Origin of the sequence: Arthrobacter sp. Br18 (assembly GCF_000520555.1) — a bacterium.
Lineage (GTDB): Bacteria > Actinomycetota > Actinomycetes > Actinomycetales > Micrococcaceae > Arthrobacter_D.
This window is the reverse complement of sequence record NZ_KI914871.1, coordinates 19164-35022: the sequence shown is the minus strand read 5'-3', so window position 1 is coordinate 35022 and position 15859 is coordinate 19164. Positions and strand designations below refer to the sequence as shown.

The 15859-nt window shown below is 68.0% G+C and carries 16 protein-coding genes and 1 pseudogene; 8 read left to right on the top strand and 9 right to left on the bottom strand.

Translation table 11 applies throughout. The annotated features are described in order from the left end of the window. The 4 genes from Y704_RS0111830 to Y704_RS0111815 all read left to right on the top strand — a co-directional run. The coding region (locus Y704_RS0111830; protein WP_026550279.1) for a S1C family serine protease at positions 1-1109 on the top strand (1109 nt) is incomplete at its 5' end. Between the two features lie 79 nt (positions 1110-1188). After that, positions 1189-2016, top strand: coding sequence for an electron transfer flavoprotein subunit beta/FixA family protein (locus tag Y704_RS0111825; RefSeq protein ID WP_026550278.1), 828 nt, complete (start codon positions 1189-1191; stop codon positions 2014-2016). 38 nt (positions 2017-2054) lie between these two features. Continuing rightward, positions 2055-3002, top strand: coding sequence for an electron transfer flavoprotein subunit alpha/FixB family protein (locus Y704_RS0111820; RefSeq protein WP_026550277.1), 948 nt, complete (start codon positions 2055-2057; stop codon positions 3000-3002). Positions 3003-3008: 6 nt separating this feature from the next. Continuing rightward, a complete protein-coding gene (locus tag Y704_RS0111815) occupies positions 3009-3761 on the top strand; it encodes a PIG-L deacetylase family protein (RefSeq protein WP_026550276.1) in 753 nt (250 codons plus the stop codon). A gap of 40 nt (positions 3762-3801) precedes the next feature. Here Y704_RS0111815 and Y704_RS0111810 read toward each other — a convergent pair whose 3' ends face one another. The 7 genes from Y704_RS0111810 to folP all read right to left on the bottom strand — a co-directional run bounded on the left by Y704_RS0111810 (position 3802) and on the right by folP (position 9580). After that, positions 3802-4653 (bottom strand): anti-sigma factor, encoded by an 852-nt coding sequence (locus tag Y704_RS0111810; protein WP_026550275.1) that lies wholly within the window; start codon positions 4651-4653, stop codon positions 3802-3804. 16 nt (positions 4654-4669) lie between these two features. Continuing rightward, positions 4670-5287, bottom strand: coding sequence for an ECF RNA polymerase sigma factor SigK (sigK, locus tag Y704_RS0111805; RefSeq protein WP_026550274.1), 618 nt, complete (start codon positions 5285-5287; stop codon positions 4670-4672). A gap of 212 nt (positions 5288-5499) precedes the next feature. Next, positions 5500-6300 (bottom strand): class I SAM-dependent methyltransferase, encoded by an 801-nt coding sequence (locus Y704_RS20845; RefSeq protein ID WP_051476981.1) that lies wholly within the window; start codon positions 6298-6300, stop codon positions 5500-5502. Continuing rightward, on the bottom strand, positions 6297-6788 hold the full coding sequence (locus Y704_RS0111795; RefSeq protein WP_026550273.1) for a tRNA (cytidine(34)-2'-O)-methyltransferase: 492 nt from the start codon (positions 6786-6788) through the stop codon (positions 6297-6299). Before Y704_RS0111795 ends, Y704_RS20845 begins: the two co-directional genes overlap by 4 nt. Positions 6789-6845: 57 nt before the next feature. After that, positions 6846-7814: a J domain-containing protein gene (locus Y704_RS0111790; RefSeq protein ID WP_026550272.1), complete on the bottom strand. Its 969-nt coding sequence runs from the start codon at positions 7812-7814 to the stop codon at positions 6846-6848. A gap of 51 nt (positions 7815-7865) precedes the next feature. Continuing rightward, complete coding sequence (locus Y704_RS0111785; protein ID WP_026550271.1) at positions 7866-8642, bottom strand: pyrimidine reductase family protein; 777 nt, start codon at positions 8640-8642, stop codon at positions 7866-7868. Beyond that, entirely contained in the window at positions 8639-9580 is a 942-nt protein-coding gene (gene folP, locus Y704_RS0111780) for a dihydropteroate synthase (protein WP_051476980.1), read from the bottom strand. The genes Y704_RS0111785 and folP overlap by 4 nt, the downstream gene beginning before the upstream one ends. A gap of 144 nt (positions 9581-9724) precedes the next feature. Here folP and Y704_RS0111775 point away from each other — a divergent pair, with 144 nt between their 5' ends. The 4 genes and pseudogenes from Y704_RS0111775 (at position 9725) to Y704_RS0111760 (ending at position 13782) form a co-directional block, all read left to right on the top strand. Next, positions 9725-10948, top strand: a complete 1224-nt coding sequence (locus Y704_RS0111775) for a cysteine desulfurase family protein (RefSeq protein ID WP_026550269.1) — start codon at positions 9725-9727, stop codon at positions 10946-10948. Continuing rightward, entirely contained in the window at positions 10945-12087 is a 1143-nt protein-coding gene (mnmA, locus tag Y704_RS0111770; RefSeq protein WP_026550268.1) for a tRNA 2-thiouridine(34) synthase MnmA, read from the top strand. The genes Y704_RS0111775 and mnmA overlap by 4 nt, the downstream gene beginning before the upstream one ends. Positions 12088-12143: 56 nt before the next feature. Next, positions 12144-12482 (top strand): annotated as a pseudogene (locus tag Y704_RS20840) (chorismate mutase); the annotation flags it as partial. A 268-nt stretch (positions 12483-12750) separates the two neighbouring features. Then, positions 12751-13782, top strand: a complete 1032-nt coding sequence (locus Y704_RS0111760) for a uroporphyrinogen decarboxylase/cobalamine-independent methonine synthase family protein (RefSeq protein ID WP_026550267.1) — start codon at positions 12751-12753, stop codon at positions 13780-13782. Here Y704_RS0111760 and Y704_RS0111755 read toward each other — a convergent pair. Continuing rightward, entirely contained in the window at positions 13779-14447 is a 669-nt protein-coding gene (locus Y704_RS0111755; protein ID WP_343212842.1) for a DUF4166 domain-containing protein, read from the bottom strand. The two genes, Y704_RS0111760 and Y704_RS0111755, sit on opposite strands and share 4 nt — an antisense overlap. A gap of 69 nt (positions 14448-14516) precedes the next feature. Continuing rightward, positions 14517-15809: a DUF58 domain-containing protein gene (locus Y704_RS0111750; protein WP_026550265.1), complete on the bottom strand. Its 1293-nt coding sequence runs from the start codon at positions 15807-15809 to the stop codon at positions 14517-14519. Positions 15810-15859 lie beyond the last annotated feature (50 nt).

The window sequence follows — 15859 nt, the reverse complement described above, 5'->3', positions numbered from 1 at the left end:
TGGACGACGGCGCTCCGGCGTCGAACGCACCCGCCGGAGCGAGCGAGTCCATCGTCGTGAACAATACCGACAGCGTCAACGAGATCACGGGTGCAGCGGTGACGGCGTCTCCCAGCGTGGTGGAGATCGCCGTGAGCGGCGGCGGCTCGGGCGGGTCAGGATCAGGCATCATCCTCGATGACGACGGGCACATCCTGACGAACACCCACGTCGTCACGCTCGGTGGGCAGGTTGCCGATCCGAGCATCGAGGTGCAGTTGAACGACGGGCGGGTCTTTCCCGCCGAGATCGTGGGAACCGACCCGCTCTCCGACCTGGCGGTCATCAAGACTGATGCCCCTGACCTGACTCCTGCCACGCTCGGCAACTCGGATGAGTTGAATGTCGGGGACACCGCCATCGCCATCGGCGCTCCACTCGGACTCAGTGGAACCGTGACCGACGGCATCGTCTCCACTCTCAACCGCACCATCAGCGTCGCGTCGTCAGCGGTACCCGAAGACCAGTCGGACACGCCGCAGGGCGAGGAAGGCGACGGGTTCAACTTCCTCCCACCCGAGGGCTCGCCTGAGCAGCAGCCAAAGTCGCAGGGCTCGATCTTCCTGAACGTGATCCAGACGGATGCGGCGATCAACCAGGGCAACTCCGGTGGAGCGCTGGTCGACTCGCAGGGCCGGATCATCGGCGTCAACGTCGCAATCGCCTCGGCCGGCTCGGGGGAGAGCTCGGGAAACATCGGGGTCGGCTTCTCGATACCCATCAACTACGCCGAACGGGTCGCCGGGGAGATCATCGAGAACGGCGCCGCAACCCACGGCTTCCTGGGCGTCAGTGTCCAACCGGCTCCGGCAGGGGAGGCAGGCCAGAGTTCAACCTTCTCGGTTGGTGCGCAGGTGGCTTCGGTGGAGGCCGGATCTCCGGCAGCGGAGGCCGGGTTGCGCGAGGGTGACGTCATCACGAAGCTCGGCGACTACGTCATCAGTGATCCCAAGGAACTGACCGCCGCGGTGCGGATGCAGACGGTCGGCCAGGAGGTCCCGGTCGAACTGACGCGGGACGGCGATCCCACCACAGTCGATGTGACCCTTGGCGAAGTGCCGGCGCCCTGATCCCGCAACGGGGATCCCGGTGAACCGCCGGTATGGTTAGCTTGGTTCCGGGAAGATCCCCACTTACGGAAGGTCACCAATGGACGAGGCCCCAGCGACGGGACTGAACATTGCGGTGCTGGTCAAGCACGTACCGGACGCGCAGTTCGACCGGCACATCGGCGGTGAGCACAACACCACCCAGCGCAGCGAGAGCATCCTCTCCGAGCTGGACGAATATGCGCTTGAGGCAGCCCTTCAGCTCGTCGAAGGGCTGGGCGGAGACAGCGCTGGACACCGGATCACCGCGGTGACCATGGGGCCACCGGCGGCGGTGAGTGCGGTGAAGAAAGCCCTTCAGATCGGTGCGCACCAGGGCGTCCACCTGACGGACGACGCCCTGCTCGGTTCCGACGCCTCGGCCACCTCGCTCGCCCTGTCGGCCCTGCTGACCCACCTCGGCGGCTTCGACCTGGTACTCACCGGAATGGCGTCAACCGACGGCGAAACCTCCCTCGTCCCCGCGCAGCTCGCCGAGCGGCTGCAGCTTCCGCAGGTCACGTTCGCCGCGTCCCTCGAGGTAGCAGGCGGGCCCGGCGGGTGGACGCTGACCGCGCGCCGCGACGGTGACACCTATTCCGAGACGCTCGAGTCATCCCTCCCGGCGATCGTGTCGGTGACCGACCAGATCAATGAGCCCCGGTATCCCAACTTCAAGGGGATCATGGCGGCGAAGAAGAAGCCGCTCGACACCCTCGCATTGGGAGACATCGGCGTTTCCGCCGACCAGGTCGGGCTCGCAGGGTCCTGGACCCTGGTTCAGGATGCCCAGCCGAGGCCGCCGCGGTCGCAGGGAACCGTGATTACTGACGAGGGGGACGCCGGCATCCGCCTCGTCGATTTCCTTGCCGGCCACAAGCTGCTCTGACCTGATCCACTTCGAATCCTGACGCAAGGAGTCCGCGCATGGCTGCGGTACTGGTCTTTCTGGACAATCCGGGGGCAACCCTGAACAAGAGCGAGCGGGAGCTACTCTCGCTCGCGGCGAGCCTCGGCGAGGTCAGTGCCGCGCTGGCGTCGGAGGCGGGGACTCCCTACCTCGACGGGGTGGGTTCCTACGGGGTGAAAGCCTGCTATGTTCCTGAAGATCCGGACCTCGGCACCTACCTCGTGGCAGGAAAAGCGGCGTTCCTTGCCGAAGCCGTCCGTCTGCTCGGGGCGCAGGTGGTGCTGCTGGGAAACTCCTACGAGGAAAAGGAGATCGCCGCCCGCGCCGGCGTCCGCCTGGCTGCCGGGGTGATCACCGACGTCGTGGCCCTCGATCCGGACGGCACCGCCACGAAATCCGACTTCGCGGGCTCCTATACCGTGAAGTGCAGGGTCACCACCGACACCGCCGTGCTCACGGTCAAACCGAACAGTTTCGAGGCTGCCGAGGTGGGCCCCGCTGCCGGCCCGCGCACCATCTCCGTGGGAACGGCGCTGCCCGCTGCTGCTGCACGCATCACGGGCCGGGTCGACAAACCGGCAAGCGGCAGGCCGGAACTGACCGAGGCGCGGGTGATCGTGGCCGGCGGCCGGGGAGTCGAAGGAAACTTCGCCCCGCTCGAGGAGCTCGCGGACGCGCTCGGCGGCGCCGTCGGAGCCTCCCGCGCCGCCACCGACGCCGGCTGGATCGAGCATTCGGCGCAGATCGGCCAGACGGGGAAGACAGTTTCACCGCAGCTCTACATCTCCGCCGGCATCTCGGGGGCGGTACAGCAGAAAGCCGGCATGCAGACGGCGAAGGTGATCGTCGCGGTGAACAAGGACGCCGATTCACCGGTCTTCGACATCGCCGACTTCGGGATCGTCGGCGACCTGTTCACAGTGCTCCCGCAGGCAACCGAGGAAATCCGGAAGCGCCGGGTCTGAGGAGCGATGGCGTTCCCCGGTGACCCCGCTCCCATCCGCCGCGTCCTGTGTTTCGCCGCCCACCCGGACGACATCGACTTCGGCGCTGCCGGCACCATCGCCTCCTGGACCGATGCCGGGATCACCGTCTGCTACTGCATCCTGACCGACGGCGACGCCGGAGGGTTCTCGGAGCAGCAGCGGCCGGGAATCATCGAGACGCGCCGCGAGGAGCAGCGATCCGCGGCCCGGTTCGTCGGGGTGAAGGACATCTCGTTCCTCGGATACCGGGACGGCTTCCTCGAACCGACTCCCGATGTGGTGCGCAGTGTCGTTCAGCAGATCCGGTCCGTGCGGCCCGACGTCGTGATCTCCATGCACCCCGAGCGGAACTGGGACCGCATCCAGAAAAGCCACCCCGACCACCTGGCCTGCGGCGAGGCAGTGACTCGGGCCGTGTACCCGGCGTCCGAGAATCCCTACGCCTTCCCCGAGCTGGCGGCCGCCGGCCTCTCCGACTACAGGGTTCCGTGGGTGTGGTTCTTCGGAGGACCGGGGCACCTGGAGAACCATTTCGTCGATATCACGGGATTCGAGGACCGGAAGCTCGCCGCGATCCGGGTCCACGCGAGCCAGCATCCTGACATCGGCCGGATGGACGCCACCGTACGCCGCATGCTCTCCGCCAATGCGCGGCGCGCAGGACTGCCCGAGGGGCGCAGTGCGGAAGCGTTCCACAGGGTGGGGATCAACACCGAGGACACCATTGCGGGCTTCTGACGGGAAAGGCTTCCGAGGAGCCTGGACCCTTCCGAGGTGCCTAGACCTGGAACGGGATCTCGGCGACCACGGGCAGCGTCGGCGTGGTGGATCCACCCGCGGGTTCCACGGTGATGGCAAAACCGGTGACCCGGTCGATGTCCCTGACCGCGGTGACCTTTGACCCGGCCACGTCCTCGGCCGTCATCGTTCCGACGGAAATGGGAGCCGACCCGTCCGTGGGCAACCGCCACATCTGGTACACCGATCCTTCGGGAGGAGCCGGTACACCGGTCAGTGTCAGCACTGCGGCGTTCTCCTCGCGGGACACCGCCAGATCGGCTCGCCCACCCGGCTCGAGCACAATTTCGTCAGTGCGGAGGTCCGACGCCTGAAGAACTTCCTCCTCCAAAGAGGGCTGCAGGCTCTGACCAATGGTGACTGCTCCGACGGCCACGACGACGGCGGCGGCACCCGCTGCCAGCCACTGGGGAAACGAGCCCCGACGCCGCTGTGCTTTCGCCTCACGCCGCCGGCTCAGGTCATCGGTGGCGCCCCCTGAGGTGTCCGGGACCCGGATGGAATTTCCCGCCGGGCGGGAGGACTGCCCCGACCTGGAAGGCCGGGAAGGACTTCCGGTCTCCTGGGTGTCCGGCAACTGGAGCAGGATCTTGTCGAACAGGCCGGCGGGAGGCTCCGCCTCGTCCGTCGCATAGGCACTGGCGATCGTCTCGCGGGCCGTGCGGAGTCGCTCCTCGAAGGTTGCGCCCAATGCGGGATCGGCCGCGAGGAATCGGTCGATGGTGGCACGCTCGTCGTCCCCGAGAGCGTCGAGGGCATAGAGTTCAGCCCACTCCACTACATGGCCGCGGCCCAGATCGCTCTCGAGGTCCTCGGCGAATTGTCTGTTCATGTTGTGTTCCTGCATCTCAGTTCACCCCCAAACATGCTTTGAGTCGAAGTAGTCCGTCGCGGATTCGTGATTTGATGGTCGGCACGGCAACCCCGAGCCTCTCCGCGACCTCGCGGTAGGTCAACCCGCCGTAGTAGGCAAGCTTGACCGATTCCTGCTGTGTTTCGGTGAGGGTGTCGAGACACTTCACTACCGTTTCGGCTTCGAGGCGCTGTGTAACGGTGTCGACGACGTCGTCGTGGTCCAGTACCTGGGTTGCGGCACCGTACCGGGCCTCCCTGTCGGTGGAGCTCTGCTCCGACCGCACCCTGTCCACCGCCCTCCGGTGTGCCAGGGTCATGAGCCAGGCCATCGGGCTCCCGGCCGCCGGGTTGAAACGGTCAGCGTTGTTCCATACCTGGAGGTAGACCTCCTGTGTTGCATCCTCGCTGAGTTCGGGATCGATCAGGACCCGACGGGCCAGCCCGTAGACCCGCCGTGACGTCTGCGCGTAGAAGGAGGCGAAGGCGTCGGTGTCCTGGTGCGCGATCCGCAGCAGGAGATCCGTCAGGGTGGGGCCGGCGCCGGAGTCAGCCCGTGGCTCGCGCGCCTCGGCGTCCAGAGGGGTTACCCGGCTAGTTCGTGGCGTGTCCATAGGATCCAAGCATAAAGCTCGCCGGCTCCGTATCCGAACATGGCTGGACTCCGGGCGGCGCACTGGGGATAGGGAACCTGACAATTCCTTCACCCGCTTCACCGCTTTCATCGACCCGCATGGACACCGTGTGGTCACGGTCAACACCGTTGTGTCAGTGATCATTCGGAGCACAGCACCGGTCGGATGGGAACGCACACCACCCGATGTGCCTACCGTCGCGCCACGGCGATGAGGGAATCGGCCCTGAGGACGAATCCGGCACCGAGATCCCGCAGGAAACGTGTACGGACGCGGTCGATGGCCGCCGGATCGCTCGGAAGAATACCGCGGTAGCCGCTTCCGAGCACCAGTGACCAGGCCGCGTCAGCATCGAGCGGCACGGCAAGCGCGAGTTTCTCCACAGTGATCCGGGTGAAACTCCGGCGGCCGAGCCACGCTCGCAAGCGTTCCTCACCGGTCAGCTCCCGCCGGTTGGAGATGAACGACCCCGGACGAACCGGCGTGGAGTTCGGCGCTTCCGCTTCACACGCCTCCAGCAGCAGCGTTTCGAAGGGTTGGAGCGCTTCCTGGTCCCAGGTGCTCAGGGCAAGACGGCCGTCCGGGTGCAGCAGTGATGAGATCTGCAGGGTTGCTGCCGACATGTCGGGTGCATGGAAGAGGCCGTAGCAGCAGAGGACGGCGTCGTAGGGCAGGTTCCCGGAAAACTCCATCAGATCCTGCGCGCTGAATCCGATGTTCTCCAGACCCATCGCTTCAGCCTTGCTGCGCGCAAAATCCAGCATCGGGCCGGAGGAATCCACGGCGTCGACCCTGCCGGCCGGGCCGGCGAGCTGGGCGGCGGGAATCGTTGCGCTCCCGGTCCCCGCATACACGTCGAGCACCCGCTCTCCCAGGAGGACGTCGGCAGCAGCGACCACTGCGTTGCCCACCGTGTTCCACAGCGCCGGTGCCAGCCGGTCGAAATCCTCAGCACCGCCGTCGGGCGCAAGAGGTGCAAAGCGTGCTGTCATCGTTGCTCTCCTTGGTGCTTGCTCAGGACTGCCCCATTGAACCCGTGCTGCCGCCAGGCTTCATAGAGTGCGATCGAGGCGGTGTTGGCGAGATTGAGCGACCGGCGGGATTCGAGCATGGGCACCCTCACCCGTGCGCTCACGTGGGGGTCGTTCTTGACGTCCTCATCCAACCCCATGGATTCCGGTCCGAACAGCAGGATATCCGAGGCACGGTACTGGATATCGGTGTAGGTCACCTCGCCGTCGGAGGTGAAGGCGAAAACGCGCTCCGGCTCGAGGCTCTCCCACGCTGCAGCAAGGGATGGATGCACGGTGAGGACGGTGAGATCGTGGTAGTCCAGTCCGGCCCTGCGCAGCTTGGAATCGTCCAGGCTGAAACCGAGGGGTTCGACCAGGTGCAGCCGGGCTCCCGCCACCGCGGCGAGGCGGATGGTGTTGCCGGTGTTCCCGGGGATTTCGGGGGAGTGGAAGACGATGCGGAGCACTGCTCCATCCTAGCTTCTGGCGGCCCTGGTTCCCTGCGGCCCTGATTCCGGGCGGCACTAGTTCCCTGCGGCGCTGAGCAGTCTCGCGAGGACAGGGAGCTGAACCACGTTCGGTTGCGGCCCGGCGGTGAGGAAGGACCGGATGGTGCGGACCATGGTTCCCGCGTTCACCACCTGGACAACAGAGGGCGCCGATTTGTCGAACGACGGCGGACTGTCGATCACGGGGTCGAACGGGTTGTCCCTCGCCCCGTGGACGACGATCCAGCCGCTGACGTTGCATTCGGGGAAAAGGTCCTGCATCTCACGGACGGTGTTCAGCATGCCGAGATCCTGGACGGTCCTGCCCTGGTGTCGCAGGGTCCGGCCGTCCCAGTCGAAATTCCCCGGCGTGGCAGCAAAGGAGTCGAGCACGGCGATCCGGTAGCCGCCGAGGACCGCATGGCCGGCGGTGGTCTCGGTCCTGTTCGGGAACTTCAGCCCGTTCACCAGGCGGGCTGCGGGATACGTCGGCAGCAGGGCTTGCTCCAGAATCACCGACGTCCGCGATTCGCCCTCGACCCGTGCCCGCGCAGCACCGGCCATCCTGCCGAAGATCCCGGGTTGACGGGGCGCCCCGTGCAGTTGCCGCCCGGCAAGGATGAGCGGCACTCCTGGTGGCTCTGCAGGCGAGAACGGTGGGAGGTACTCCGGAGGTGCTGCCGCTGCCTCGGCGTTGCCGCCGGCCGACGTGCCGGGGGTGCGGGGTGCTTCAGCGCGGGGCGGCGCGTTTCCGGGCCGTGGCCATGCGGCCGCCGTCCGGGCGGGGCTCCGTGTCCCGTTGCCCGCATCATATCTCTGCCGGCGGGCAGGATTGCCCAGTGTCTCGTAGGCAACCGCGACCGAGTGGAAAAGTTCGTCGCTTCCGCCGAGGTCGGGATGGGAGGCACGCGCCGCACGGCGGTAGGCGTCCTTGATCTGTTTGTCCGTTGCACCGGGAGCCACACCCAGAAGATCGTAGAACGACGCGCCCGAGGCGTCCGGCATGGTGCTCCCTTTCCGATGGTGCGACAGCGTCTGGTTCCAGCTTGTCCGGCGCTAGGCTTGCGCCTTCACATATCGAATGTACAGGGCTGAATCCTCCGTCAGGAGCGAGGCAAGGGAAAGGGCCACCGGGCCGGCCGGGGCCTGACCCACGGAGATACGGGGCCCTTCGCCGCCGGCAAGGACTGGGCTGATGGAGAGGCACAGGTCGTCCACGGCGTCCGACGCCGTCATGGCACCCAGTACTGCGGGGCCGCCCTCGCAGAGGACGTTGGGGAGCGAGCGACCTGCGAGAACCTCCAGTAGGGCTGGAGTCTCAACGGATTCGGCGCCGCACACCACGACGTCGGCGACGCGGGACAGGGCATCCCGCTGCGCGCTGGGGGCCGAGGCGCCCGTGAAGATCAACGGGCGCACCGGCGACCGTGCAAACAGCCCGCTGGAGGGGTCGAGGTTCAGTGAGCCGGAGATGATGCCCACCGCCGGGTGCGGCGCGAGACCGCGCGCGGTTCGCCATGCCTGGCCTTCATCATCGACCAGCGAGCCCCCGTATCCTTCGGCGCGGATGGTGCCTGCACCGACCAGGATGATGTCGGCGAGTCGGCGCAACAGGCCGAAGATGCGTTTGTCGCCGTCGTTCCCGAGACCGGCCGAGAGGCCGTTGCTCGTTGCTGCACCGTCCGCCGCGGCCACGAAGTTGAACCGCAGGTACGGGGCTTTCGTGTCGGAAGAACCTCCAGCGGACGACCCCTGAGCGGGGTAGGCGTAGAGGCGCAGCAGGTCGGCATCGGTCAGGGCGCCGGATCCGCCGGGCAGGAGCGAGGTGATCATGGGGCTGCCGGTTCGTTGATGCTGCCCATGTTGTGGCGCAGGTAGGCGGGCTGCCTCCAGCCGAACACCGCTTCGGTGAGGTTGATCGCGGCGCGCGATGCCGCGACATCGTGCATCCGCACCACCCGTGCGCCGCCGAGGATGCAGATCACCGCGGCCGCAAGCGATCCTTCGGTCCGCTCGCGCTTGGGCCGGTTCAGGGTCTCGCCGATGAAGTCCTTGTTCGACACCGCCGCGAGCGTGGGAAATCCCAGCGAGGCGATCTCGGAGAACCGCCGGGTGATTTCCAGCGAGTGGAGGGTGTTCTTGTTCAGATCGTGCCCGGGATCGAGGAGGATGCGGTCCTCGCTGATCCCCAGGGCAACGGCCTCGTCCACCTTCCGCAGGAGGAACTCCGTGACGTCGCGGGCGACGTCGTCGTACGTCGGCCGCGGGTACACAGTGCGGGGCTCGGCGAGACTGTGCGTGATGACGAGATGGGCGCCGGCTGCGGCCACCACCGCGGCCAGCCCCGGGTTCCGAAGCCCGGTGGTGTCGTTGATGACGTTCGCACCGGCGGCGAGGGCGGCGTCGGCGACCGCCGGGAGGAAGGTGTCGGCGGAGATGATGACGTCGGAGACCTTGCGCACCGCCGCGATGACCGGGACTATCCGCGCGGCCTCCTCCCGTGCCGAAACCGGAGAACCGGGTGCGAAGGGCGCGCCGCCGATGTCGATCCAGTCCGCGCCCTCGGCGACCGCCGTCAGGGACGCCTCGATCGCTGCGTCCAGGGCGAACGTGGCGCCGGCGTCGTAGAACGAGTCGGGAGTGCGGTTGATCACCGCCATCAGCGCCACCTGCCGGTCGAAGTCCAGCACCCTGGCGCCGAAGGAGTGGACCGGATGCCGCAGATCCGGGACGAACATGCCTGTCGGGGTCCGCACAGCAGGGGTCTGCATGCCCCGGGGCTCGATGCTCCGGGTCGGCCTCGCCGGGAGCTGAGGTACTGCTTGCCTGTCCACAGGCTAGTTCTACCAGAGGAAGCAGGGAAGGGCTGCCGGTTCCCCGACTCGGCGCATCCGCCGCACCGGTAGAATTGCAGGATGCCCGCGTACCTTGACCACGCGGCGACTACGCCGATCTCGCCGCCCGCGCTCGCCGCCCTCACACTCGAACTTTCCCGCAGCGGCAATCCCTCGTCCCTGCACGGCTCAGGACGCCGTGCCCGGCGGATCGTGGAGGACGCCCGGGAGACTCTCGCCCGTGCCGCCGGCGCCCACGCCTCGGAGGTGATCTTCACCTCGGGAGGAACCGAAGCCGATAACCTCGCGGTGAAGGGCCTGTTCTGGGCGCAGCGTGACGAGGATCGGCGGCGCACGCGCATCCTGTGCTCCCCGATCGAACACCCCGCCGTCCAGGACACCGTCGAATGGCTGGAGCGCCACGAGGGTGCGCGGGTGACATGGCTGCCGGTGGACGGGCACGGCGTGGTGTCGGTGGAGGCGCTGCGCGCCGAGCTCGCAGCCGATTCCGGGTCGATAGCCCTGGTGAGCGTGATGTGGGCCAACAACGAGGTGGGTACAGTCCAGGGAATCACGGACATCACTTCCGCGGCAGCGGCGTACGGCGTCCCGGTCCACTCCGACGCCGTCCAGGCATTCGGTTCCCTTCCTGTGTCCTTCGCGGACTCGGGACTGGCCACCATGGCCGTCAGCGCCCACAAGATCGGCGGGCCGGTGGGGGTAGGTGCCCTGTTCGTCGGTCGGTCCGTCAAGCTGACTCCAGTGCAGCACGGCGGCGGCCAGGAGCGCGATGTCAGGTCGGGAACCCTCGACCGTGCCGGCATCGCTGCGTTCGCGGCGGCGGCGGACGACGTCGTCGCGCACCTGCCGGCAGAGGCCGCACGCATCGAGGCGCTCCGGAACCGCCTCATCCAGGGCGTGCTGCGGGAGGTCCCCGACGCCGTGCTGCGCGGCGTACCCCACCCTGCCCCCGCCGGCGCGAGGCTCCCGGGGAACGCCCATTTCACGTTCCCGGGGTGTGAGGGCGACTCGCTGCTGTTCCTGCTCGACCTTGCGGGCATCGAGTCCTCCACGGGGTCGGCCTGCACTGCAGGCGTGCCCCGCCCATCCCATGTTCTCCTGGCCATGGGCCTTCCCGAGGACCAAGCGAGGGGCGCACAGCGGTTCAGCCTCGGGCATACATCGACCCCCGAGGACGTTGACGCAGTGGTGGCGGCGCTCCCGGCAGCCTACGAGCGCGCCCGGGCGGCGGGTATGGCCGCCTCCGCATCATCCATTCGAACGGCAGGAACAGGTTTTTCATGAAGGTACTGGCAGCCATGAGCGGCGGGGTCGATTCGGCGGTCGCTGCGGCGCGCGCGGTGGACGCCGGGCACGACGTCGTCGGGGTCCACCTGGCGTTGTCCCGCATGCCCGGAACGCTGCGCACCGGGAGCCGGGGGTGCTGCACGATCGAGGACTCCCGCGACGCCTGGCGCGCCTGTGACATCCTCGGGATTCCCTACTACGTCTGGGACTTCTCCGAGCGCTTCAAGGCTGACGTGGTGGACGACTTCGTTGCGGAATACGCTGCGGGGCGCACGCCGAACCCCTGCATGAGGTGCAACGAGCGCATCAAATTCGCGGCCCTGCTCGAGAAAGCGATCGCCCTCGGATTCGACGCCGTCTGCACCGGGCACTACGCAAAGGTGGTCGATGATGCGGAAGGCAACCCCGAGCTGCATCGGGCGGCGGACTGGGCGAAGGACCAGTCCTACGTCCTCGGCGTCCTGACCCACGAGCAGCTGAAGCACTCGATGTTCCCGCTCGCGGAAACGCCGTCGAAAGCCGAGGTGCGGGCCGAAGCCGAGCGGCGCGGACTGTCGGTGGCCAACAAGCCGGACAGCCACGACATCTGCTTCATCCCCGACGGTGACACCCGCGGCTGGCTTGAGGAGCGCATCGACATGAGCGAGGGCAGCATTCTCGACGTCGACGGCGCGACCATCGGCAGTCATCCGGGAGCGAATGCCTTCACCGTCGGGCAGCGCAGGGGCCTGAAGCTCGGCACGCCCGCCGCCGACGGCAAGCCGCGCTTCGTCCTGGAGATCCGGCCGAAGGACAATACGGTGGTGGTGGGCCCTGAGCACCTGCTCGCGATTGACGAGATGCGGGGCATCAAGGTGTCGTGGGCCGGCGTGCCGCTTCCGGAGGTCGGGACCGGCACCGAATTCGACTGCATGGCACAGGTCCGGGCGCACGGAGATCCGGTCGACGCGCGGGCCCATGTCGGCCGCTCGCCGGACGGAACGCAGGAGCTGGTCGTCCAGCTGACCGAACCGATGCGCGGCGTTGCGCCCGGGCAGACCGTGGTGCTGTATCAGGGGTCGCGTGTCCTCGGCCAGGCCACCATCGACATGGCCAGGTCAGCCCTCCGGCCCGAGCCCGCCATGCCCGGACACTGAGGCCGGGCGGGACCCGCAGTTGGCTGGCGCCGGTTTCCATCTGCTTGACTGGGTGCATGTCTGATACCAACAGCGGCTTCGATCCGACGGCGAGCTCCCTGTCCGGGGATGTGGCGCCGGAGGTTCTGGCCGAACTCTTCTCGGTTCGCAGCAGCATCGACAACATCGATGCAACACTGGTGTATCTCCTCGCCGAGCGCTTCAAAGCCACACAGCGCGTCGGCCACCTCAAGGCGGAACACCGCCTGCCCGCGGGAGACCCTGACCGGGAGGCATCCCAGATCGCCCGGCTCCGCGCGCTCGCTGCGGAAGCCCACCTCGATCCGGCCTTCGCGGAGAAGTTCCTGAACTTCATCATCTCCGAGGTCATCCGGCACCATCAGGCCATCTCCGAGACCCGCAACGCGCGGGTTGCCGCGAATCCGGAATTCTCGATAAACGGCCCCGGCGGAGGCCCTGATAACGGCCCCGCTACCAACAGCGGCCTCGAAAACGATTCCGAAAACGGCCTCACCGACGACCCCGATATCAACAGTGGTTCCGAAAACGGATCCGGCAGCGGCCTCGCCGACGTCCCCGACGGTGTCCCCGACAGTGTCCCCGGAGCTCCCAGCGGTATCCCCCGGGACAGCGACAGCACCGCCGGCCGTCCCGGAGGGCATCGTGGAAGCTGAACCTTCGACCTCCGAAGTAACGGCAACCGCGCTCGGTGAATGGCCGGGGTCCGATCCCTTCGAGGCAGAGCGGGTCATCCGGGGCGAGCTCGGCAACCCCCACCTACCCTTTCTGGCGGCACTGCCCGACCGCGGACCGGGCAGCGACGCCCTGGGGCGGACACTGGCCATGCTGGTCGAGCTGCCGTTCGACCTCCAGCCGCACGGGTGGCGCCTGGTGGCGCACCCCGGCAAGGACCAGCGCAGGGCGGAGTCCGCGCTGTCCTCCGACATCAACGCCCTCGGGGATATCGCCGGAGCCGAGGAGGCACCGGCCGGCCGGATCAAGATCCACCTCCGGGGGCCACTGTCACTGGCCGCGAACGTACACCTGCACGCCGGCGAGCGCGCGCTGCTCGATTCCGGTGCCCGGCGGGAGATCTACGAGTCGCTGGCCGTGGGAGCCGCACGGCTGGTACAGCGCGTCGCGGCCGTCTCGCGGGGTGCCGCCGTCGTCGTGCAACTGGACGAGCCCGACGCCGACGCCATCCTCGCCGGCCGGATTCCCACGGCGAGCGGGTACCGGACGCTGCGGGCACTCGACCGGCGTGAGGCGACCGATGCCTGGGGCCTTGTCCACGAGGCGCTCAGATCGGCCGGTACCGTGCAGACGGTCCTTGCGCTTCCGCCCGACGACGTCGTCCTTGACGCTGCACTGTCCAGCCCGGCGGAAGCCCTCTGCCTGGGCGTTCCGGGCATCAGCGGCAGGCAGTGGGAGCGGTTGGCGGAGGCCGTGGAGGCGGGCAGGGAGCTCTGGACCTCAGTGTTGCCTGCGGCCGAGCCCCTCCCGCAGGTGAGTGCCCTTGTGAACTGCATCCTGGATCCGTGGCGGCGTATCGGGCTGCCGCTTTCGGCGCTCGGCGCCCTGACCCTCGTGCCCGACGGCAGCCTGGCCCGGTTGAGTCCGGCGACGGCCCGGCTCGCCCTGACCCGGCTCACCCAGGCGGCGGACGCCCTGAACCAGGTGCGCGCGGAGGGCTAGGTGCGTTCCTCCCACCGCCGTGGCTGCGCCTCCGGCGGCAGTGTGCCGTCGAAGGCTTCGAGCCTGTAGTCGAACGCCCCGGCGTACACCAGCAGCGTTCCCAGCTGACGGTGCACCACCCTACTGCTGATACGGAACCGGCCGACGTCGGCGTCCCACCACTGCTCCACGAAGGCAAGGGCGCCGACGGCGTCGGGGACCGGGATGCGGAGACCGGCGTAGATGCGCGTGGCCGAGGACACCATGCGCATGCGTCCGTCATCGCTCACGGAGCAGGTGAGCGCTGTCGCCATGCGGCGATGGCGGCCGACATAGTCGGTCAACCGCCCGTCGGACAGGGAGGTGGTGTCCTCGAAGACCCGAAGGGCAGTGCCGAAATCGATCTCGCGCCGTGCCGTCAACGAGGAGCGCCCGAAGGGGTCGAGGTGCGGGTAGTTGCGGATGGTGAACGGCACCCGGCTGGAATATTCGGGGAAGAAGGCGTTCTCCAGCGCGGTGAGCCGGAACGCGGGCCGCGCGAACCAGGCGGGGCACCCGGCGACGTCGAAGATGCCCTGTCCGATGCCGTACTTGCCGCTGCCGGCGTGCAGGCCGAAGTAAGCCCGGAGCTCGGGCTGCAGCTTCGGAAATTCCCTGCCAAGGACGTGCTGGTACACAGATTCCACGATTCAACTCCCTCGTTGTACGAATCAGTCAACCATGCCGCCCGGCTCCCTCCGGGCTGGAGGGGAATATCAGAGCCTCCCCGCTGCCTTGAGCCGGATGTACGCGTCGGCGAGCTTCGGGGGAAGCTCGGAGGGGCTTTCATCCACCACCTCCGCACCGAGGAGCCGGAGGTGTGCCGTGACGGCTTCCCGGTCCAGCAGTGCGCGCTCGGCGGCGGCGGCGCGGAAGGCGTCCGACACCGTGGACCGCTCGGATCGCATCTCCTCGAGACGGGGATCCCGCACCGAAGCGACCACCACCACGTGCTGCGCCGTCAGGCTCGGCAGCACGGGCAGGAGGCCCTCCTCCACCGACCCGGAGTCCAGCGAGGTCAGCAGCACGACCAGTGACCGGTGGGCCGACACCGCTCGGATCTGGGAGGGGATCCGGGACCAGTCGGCCTCGATGAGTTCCGCCTCGAGGGGTGCCATGGCGGTGACCAGCGCGTTGATCAGGTTGCCCTTCGCTGCGGAATCGACCCGGGCCCGCTGCCGCCGGTCGAACGCGAGGAAATCCACCTTGTCTCCACCGCGCTGCGCGAGGACGGCAAGGAGCAGGGCGGCTTCGATGCCGGTGTCCAGCCGGGGCTCGTCGTTGATGCGGGCAGCAGAGGTGCGGGAGGTGTCGAGCACGATCACCACCCGCCGGTCACGCTCGGGGCGCCAGGTGCGCACCACCGTGTCCCGCTTCCGTGCCGTGGCACGCCAGTCGATGGAGCGGACGTCGTCGCCGCGTACATAGTCGCGCAGCGAATCGAACTCGGTACCACCGCCCCGGATCTGCACAGCTGCGCGGCCGTCCAGCTCGCGGAGCCGGCGAAGCTTCGAGGGCAGGTGCCGTTTGGAGTGGAACGGCGGCAGGACCCGGAGGCTTCCCGGTGCCGGCACCGTGATCTGGCGTGCAGCCAGGCCGAGCGGGCCCGTGCTGCGGATGGTCACGGCAGCAACACTGAGGATGCCCCGGCGCTCGGGTATCAGCGTAATTTCCATCCGCCGCGTTTCACCGGCCGGTACTCGAAGCTTCTGCTCGGGATCGACGGCGCCGGCCGAAGGCTGCCACGCCTCGCGGATGGTGGCCCTCAGCACCCGGGAGCTGTCGTTGCGGATTCCCAGGGTGCTAGCGCACTGCTCACCGAGGCGCACACTGCCCGGCAGGTCGCGGCGTATTCCCGCCTTCCGCGGCGAAGCGGCGAGTGCAAGGTCGACCGCTACGCCGCCCGCCAGCAGCAGCAGCCAGAGAAGAATCGGAGTGCTCCCCGGGTAGACGAGGATGGGCACGACGCCGAGCAGTGCGAGAAGTGTGAGCCTGCCGGTGAGAACCATGGCCTGACCTTAGGGAGAGGGAGCGCGGACGCCGGGGTGCTGTTGGCGGT

What these genes read in the sequence shown, in the direction of transcription:
- Y704_RS0111785 (WP_026550271.1), bottom strand. Translation starts at nt 8,642, where the DNA reads ATGATCACCTCGCTCCTGCCCGGCGGATCCGGCGCCCTGACCGATGCC.
- Y704_RS20845 (WP_051476981.1), bottom strand. Translation starts at nt 6,300, where the DNA reads ATGACAGCACGCTTTGCACCTCTTGCGCCCGACGGCGGTGCTGAGGAT.
- Y704_RS0111790 (WP_026550272.1), bottom strand. Translation starts at nt 7,814, where the DNA reads ATGCCGGACGCCTCGGGCGCGTCGTTCTACGATCTTCTGGGTGTGGCT.
- Y704_RS0111750 (WP_026550265.1), bottom strand. Translation starts at nt 15,809, where the DNA reads ATGGTTCTCACCGGCAGGCTCACACTTCTCGCACTGCTCGGCGTCGTG.
- mnmA (WP_026550268.1), top strand. Translation starts at nt 10,945, where the DNA reads ATGAAGGTACTGGCAGCCATGAGCGGCGGGGTCGATTCGGCGGTCGCT.
- Y704_RS0111820 (WP_026550277.1), top strand. Translation starts at nt 2,055, where the DNA reads ATGGCTGCGGTACTGGTCTTTCTGGACAATCCGGGGGCAACCCTGAAC.
- Y704_RS0111810 (WP_026550275.1), bottom strand. Translation starts at nt 4,653, where the DNA reads ATGAACAGACAATTCGCCGAGGACCTCGAGAGCGATCTGGGCCGCGGC.
- Y704_RS0111775 (WP_026550269.1), top strand. Translation starts at nt 9,725, where the DNA reads ATGCCCGCGTACCTTGACCACGCGGCGACTACGCCGATCTCGCCGCCC.
- folP (WP_051476980.1), bottom strand. Translation starts at nt 9,580, where the DNA reads ATGCAGACCCCTGCTGTGCGGACCCCGACAGGCATGTTCGTCCCGGAT.
- sigK (WP_026550274.1), bottom strand. Translation starts at nt 5,287, where the DNA reads ATGGACACGCCACGAACTAGCCGGGTAACCCCTCTGGACGCCGAGGCG.
- Y704_RS0111815 (WP_026550276.1), top strand. Translation starts at nt 3,009, where the DNA reads ATGGCGTTCCCCGGTGACCCCGCTCCCATCCGCCGCGTCCTGTGTTTC.
- Y704_RS0111825 (WP_026550278.1), top strand. Translation starts at nt 1,189, where the DNA reads ATGGACGAGGCCCCAGCGACGGGACTGAACATTGCGGTGCTGGTCAAG.